The following is a 5,118-nucleotide window of genomic DNA, read 5'->3' on the forward strand; positions in this document are numbered from 1 at the left end:
TCGATGATGTGGTTCATTACTGTGTAGCAAATATGCCGGGAGCTGTGCCCTATACATCCACACTTGCCCTGACTAATGTGACACTTCCCTATGTGCTGCGCCTGGCCGATAAAGGCTGGGAAAAGGCCTGTTCAGAGGATGTAGCTTTGGAAAAGGGGTTGAATATAGTACAGGGAGAGGTGGTTTACGAAGAAATCCTGGATACTTTTGGCCCCCTTAAAGGGATTCCTGCCTGAAACACTTTAAGAACCCTGAAGATCCATACTCCGGCTACTCAAAATATTTCCAAAAACATGGGATAAGATGGTTTGGGGGTCTATTTGGGGTTTTTACTTCGGAATTTGGTATTTTTAAGAATTCAAAACTGAAGTTATGGGTATGACAGGATACTATATTTTAATAGGAGGGATTGCGCTGGTGAGCTGGTGGGTTAGTTCTCGTTTAAAAAGCAAGTTCCGGCACTATTCCAAAGTGCATTTGCAAAATGGAATGAGCGGCGCTGAAATCGCGGAGAAAATGCTCGCGGATAACGGAATCCGGGATGTCAAGGTGATTAGCACCCCGGGAATGCTCACAGATCATTACAATCCGAAGAACAAAACGGTTAACCTCAGTGAAGGGGTATACAATCAGCGCAATGCGGCTGCGGCCGCTGTTGCCGCCCATGAATGTGGCCATGCCGTGCAACACGCCAAGTCCTATGAATGGCTGAACTTGCGGTCAAAATTGGTTCCTGTTGTGAGTGTAACCTCCGGGATGTCTACCTGGCTCGTTTTTGGAGGCCTTGTTCTTGGTGCCGCTGCGGGTGCGGGAATGGGTTACTGGATTGCTGTTGCCGGCCTGGTGATGATGGGGCTGGCAACCTTATTTAGTTTTATTACCCTTCCGGTGGAGTACGACGCGAGCAACCGGGCGCTGGCCTGGTTAAAGCGAACCGGGACAGTTACCCCTCAGGAATACGGGGGGGCAGAAGATGCTTTGAAGTGGGCGGCACGCACTTATCTGGTGGCTGCTATCGGAGCCCTGGCCAATTTGGTTTACTGGGGCTTACAGATATTTGGGGGCAGGGATTAATGAAAATATTGTCAGATCTGGATCTGGCGATCGATTGACTGATCCAGCGAAATGAAGGTTTCTGTTCGGGAAACTCCTTCAATTTGCTGGATTTTTTTGTTTAAAAGCTGCATCAGATGTTCATTATCCCGGCAGAGGATCTTGATCAGAATGGACCAGTTTCCGGTGGTGTAATGGCATTCCAGGACTTCGGGTATTTTTTTTAACTGTTGCACGGCATAGGGGTTGCTCATGGCTTTATCCAGAAATATTCCTATGTAGGCCGTAGTGGTATATCCCAGGGCCTTTGGATTCAGTATAAATCGGGACCCGGTCAATAAGCCCGATTTTTCGAGTTTTCGCAACCTCTGGTGAATAGCCGCTCCCGAAATACCGATATTTCTGGCTATTTCCAGAACCGGTGTTCGCGCATCCTCCATGAGGTATCTCAGTATTTTCTTGTCGATACCGTCAATCCGTGTCTGCTTTTCAATCGACTTCATTCCTGATGGGTTGTTCCTAAAGTTAAGATAATTCCGATACCTCAGGTCCCTACCGAATCGGGATTATACCCCAAATAGGGCTTTTCGTATTCCCTGAAACTGATACCGTATGACTCCAGGGCTTCCAATACCGGTTCGTATACCTCCCGATGGATTGGGATTTGTACTCCCGGGGTTTTAATCTGGCCATTTAAAATCAATAAGGTAGCGATACCGACAGGGAGCCCTACGGTTTTTGCCATAGCGGTATGCCGGACGGATTCGCCTATAACGACCATATTGGAATCGAGTTGCAGGCGCTGTCCATTCAACTCGTAACCAAATTTGTGATACATTACAATCATATCCCGGTCTTCCGGTTGCAACGTCCAACTCTGTTCCAGTATTTCCTGTAGGATTTGAGCCGGGCTACCGTCTTTTACAGTGATTTTCCGCCCTGAATCGAAGATATGCAGCTCCAGGAGTTTCCCCCAAAGGTTGTCATCCTGGTCAATTTTAAGGTAGTGTCGCAATTTGAGTTCCACAGAATCTGTGGGAGAATAAGGGAGGAAAAGATTTGTGAATTCCCGGTAGGACATTCCTTTTGAATTCTCAATCCGATAGGAGTCATCCGTCATTCCGAGTTGCACAAAAATATTCCAGGCCCGGGAAAACCCGATCCGGCGCATGGTACCCCGGTATAGGGTGAGGGTATCTTCCAAACCGTAAGCTTTGCGGTAACTCAGGGAATCGCGGTTGGCATAGGCCTCAAAGGCCCCATAGCCCTCGACTTCAAGAAATTCGGTGCGTCTGAAGAGTTTGTGATACGGAATGTATTTATAGGTGCCTTCCTGTATGAATTTTGCTGCACCCCCCTGACCGGCAATGACGACATTTCTGGGGTTCCAGGTAAATTTGTAGTTCCACAGGTTGTCATCACTTTGGGGCGCCACCAGTCCCCCGGTAAAAGATTCAAAGAGCAGCATTCGACCGCCGGCGGCTTTGATGCGGTCGATAACCTGCATGGCACTCATATGGTCAATACCCGGATCCAGGCCGATTTCATTCATAAAAACGAGGCCTTTCTCGCGAACGGCAGAATCCATTTTACGCATCCCCTCGCTTATGTAAGAAGCCGTGATAAGGTTTTTACCTGCTTCCAGGCAGTCTTTTGCAACTTCGAGATGCAAACTCGGCGGGAGCATTGAAATCACAATATCCGCTTGTGCTACCTGGGCACCCCTGGCAGCCTGATCGGCTATGTCCAAACGGATCACCTGTGTATCCGGGTGGGTGTGAAGTTTCTCCGGTATCCCTTCCGGATTCTTATCGGCAATAATAATTTTAAGGCGCTCTTCACGGGTTTTATCCAGTAAGTAGTCCAAAAGATAGGAGGTCGATTTTCCGGCTCCAACAACCAGGATACATCGGGCCATAACAGTTCTGAAGGTTTAAGGATTATGGTTTACGAAGGTATCAAAATGTTACATTTGCTAAAAAGGAAACCTTCTGAGTTATGAACAAAGCAATTCTGGGTACGGGAACTATATTTGGGCTGCTCGCCGTCATTTTGGGTGCCTTTGGGGCACACTACCTGAAGGTTCGTCTGCCTGCAAATACCCTGGACAGCTACCAGACAGGGGTAACCTACCTCATGTATCACGCACTATTCTTGCTGATCCTCGGGAGCATGGCTTCTTTAAATAAACACGAGAAGCGCACTGTTTTCTATTTAGTCGTTTCGGGTGTATTCTTTTTTTCATTTTCCATACTTGCGCTGACTACGGCCCCCCTGGCAGGCCTGGACCTCAGTTCAATCGGTTGGGTTACTCCCATCGGGGGAGTACTGCTCATTGCGGGTTGGGCCGTGTTTGGTTATCGTGTTTTCAGGGGTTTGAACTAAGTTCTGTGGAGGTGCTCCCGGAATGTCTTTATTTTGATATTTTTGCCCAAACAAAACTCTATTTTATGTCTTCATTTACCACTGGAACGAAATCGATTTCGTTATCCGAATATGGACTGACCACTGAAAACATTCAATACCAATTATCTCCCGATGCACTCCACCAACGCACCCTCGATGCCGGATTGGGAAAAGAGGCAGACAGCGGAGCACTTGCTGTCAATACGGGGGAGTTTACGGGGCGTGCCCCTCAGGACCGTTTTATTGTCCGGGATGAAATTACGGAAGAACATGTCTGGTGGGGCCCGGTGAACAAACCTTTTGACCCCGATAAATTCGATGCCCTGTACGATAAAGTGATCGCCTATCTCAATGAGCGGGAGCTTTTTGTACGGGATTGTTTTGTCTGTTCAGATGAGAACTATAAAATGGGCGTTCGGGTGATCAATGAGTACCCCTGGTCAAATTATTTTGCATACAATATGTTTTTGCGACCAACGGCCCGCGAGCTCGAGGAATTTAAAGCAGACTGGACCGTTATCAACGCGCCTGGTTTTCATGCCGATTCGGCTACAGATGGTACCCGCCAACACAATTTCGCTATTTTGAATTTTAGCAGGAAGGTGGTACTTATAGGTGGGACTGGCTATACCGGGGAAATCAAAAAAGGTATTTTTTCGGCCTTGAATTTCATTCTTCCCGTGTTTAGAAATACCCTGCCCATGCACTGTTCCGCAAATGTGGGGGAAGATGGGGAGACCGCTGTATTTTTTGGTTTGTCCGGAACCGGTAAGACGACCCTCTCGACCGATCCCTCCAGGAAACTCATCGGAGATGACGAACACGGCTGGACCGCTGAGGATACTGTTTTCAACTTTGAAGGAGGGTGCTATGCCAAAGTGATTAATCTTTCAGCGGAGAGTGAGCCAGAAATTTACGGGGCGATCAGGAAAGGGGCAATTCTCGAGAATGTCATAATGGATTCAAGCGGGAAGGTAGACTTCGCCGATACCTCCATCACTCCAAACACCCGTGTGAGTTACCCGATTTATCATATTGAGAATCGTCAGGATCCTTCCATTGGGGAAAATCCCAAACATGTCTTTTTCCTGACCGCAGATGCTTTTGGTGTCCTGCCCCCGATCTCCAGGTTAACCCCTGCCCAGGCCGCCTATCACTTTATTTCCGGCTATACGGCCAAAGTTGCCGGGACTGAGGCGGGCGTCAATGAGCCGGTTCCTTCTTTTTCGGCCTGTTTCGGAGCTCCTTTTATGCCCCTGCACCCTACAAAATACGCTGAAATGCTGAGTAAAAAGATGCAGGAGTCCGGGGCGAATGTCTGGTTGGTCAATACGGGCTGGACAGGAGGCTCTTATGGGGTTGGAACCCGGATGAAACTCAAGTACACCCGTGCCATGATTCGCGCTGCGCTGAGTGGTGCCCTGGGCTTGTACACTTATGATACTTACCACATTCACTCTGTTTTTGGAGTGGCCCAACCCCGGGAATGTCCGGGTGTGCCAACCGACCTCCTGAGTCCCAGGGCTACATGGAACAACGACAAGGCTTATTACGACACTGCCTTTAAACTGTCGAATGCGTTCAGGGAAAATTTCAAGAAATTTGAGTCCTATGCCAATGAGGAAATTCGAAGGGGCGGTCCGCAACGATATGCATACT

Annotated in this window: 5 protein-coding genes and 1 pseudogene; 4 read left to right on the plus strand and 2 right to left on the minus strand. The window is 48.4% G+C overall.

The features are described from left to right. Positions 1 to 236 (plus strand): annotated as a pseudogene (locus WBV75_RS14550) (alanine dehydrogenase); the annotation flags it as partial. A gap of 142 nt (positions 237 to 378) precedes the next feature. Then, positions 379 to 1,074 (plus strand): zinc metallopeptidase, encoded by a 696-nt coding sequence (locus tag WBV75_RS14555; protein ID WP_424121310.1) that lies wholly within the window; start codon positions 379 to 381, stop codon positions 1,072 to 1,074. An 11-nt stretch (positions 1,075 to 1,085) separates the two neighbouring features. Here WBV75_RS14555 and WBV75_RS14560 read toward each other — a convergent pair whose 3' ends face one another. Further along, positions 1,086 to 1,556 carry an Lrp/AsnC ligand binding domain-containing protein gene (locus WBV75_RS14560; RefSeq protein WP_424121306.1) on the minus strand — a complete coding sequence of 157 codons (471 nt, stop codon included), beginning with the start codon at positions 1,554 to 1,556 and terminating at the stop codon, positions 1,086 to 1,088. 41 nt (positions 1,557 to 1,597) lie between these two features. Continuing rightward, on the minus strand, positions 1,598 to 2,971 hold the full coding sequence (locus tag WBV75_RS14565; RefSeq protein ID WP_424121307.1) for a saccharopine dehydrogenase family protein: 1,374 nt from the start codon (positions 2,969 to 2,971) through the stop codon (positions 1,598 to 1,600). An 80-nt stretch (positions 2,972 to 3,051) separates the two neighbouring features. Here WBV75_RS14565 and WBV75_RS14570 point away from each other — a divergent pair, with 80 nt between their 5' ends. Both WBV75_RS14570 and pckA read left to right on the plus strand, forming a co-directional pair. Beyond that, on the plus strand, positions 3,052 to 3,438 hold the full coding sequence (locus WBV75_RS14570) for a DUF423 domain-containing protein (RefSeq protein ID WP_424121308.1): 387 nt from the start codon (positions 3,052 to 3,054) through the stop codon (positions 3,436 to 3,438). Positions 3,439 to 3,503: 65 nt separating this feature from the next. Next, the coding region (pckA, locus tag WBV75_RS14575; protein WP_424121309.1) for a phosphoenolpyruvate carboxykinase (ATP) at positions 3,504 to 5,118 on the plus strand (1,615 nt) is incomplete at its 3' end.

It is taken from the genome of Robiginitalea sp., from assembly GCF_049588695.1.
In the GTDB taxonomy this organism is placed as follows: Bacteria; Bacteroidota; Bacteroidia; order Flavobacteriales; family Flavobacteriaceae; genus Robiginitalea.

Bases quoted from the DNA above. Each gene is read 5' to 3' on its own strand.
- WBV75_RS14555 (WP_424121310.1), top strand. From the start codon at position 379: ATGACAGGATACTATATTTTAATAGGAGGGATTGCGCTGGTGAGCTGG.
- WBV75_RS14560 (WP_424121306.1), bottom strand. From the start codon at position 1,556: ATGAAGTCGATTGAAAAGCAGACACGGATTGACGGTATCGACAAGAAA.
- WBV75_RS14565 (WP_424121307.1), bottom strand. From the start codon at position 2,971: ATGGCCCGATGTATCCTGGTTGTTGGAGCCGGAAAATCGACCTCCTAT.
- WBV75_RS14570 (WP_424121308.1), top strand. From the start codon at position 3,052: ATGAACAAAGCAATTCTGGGTACGGGAACTATATTTGGGCTGCTCGCC.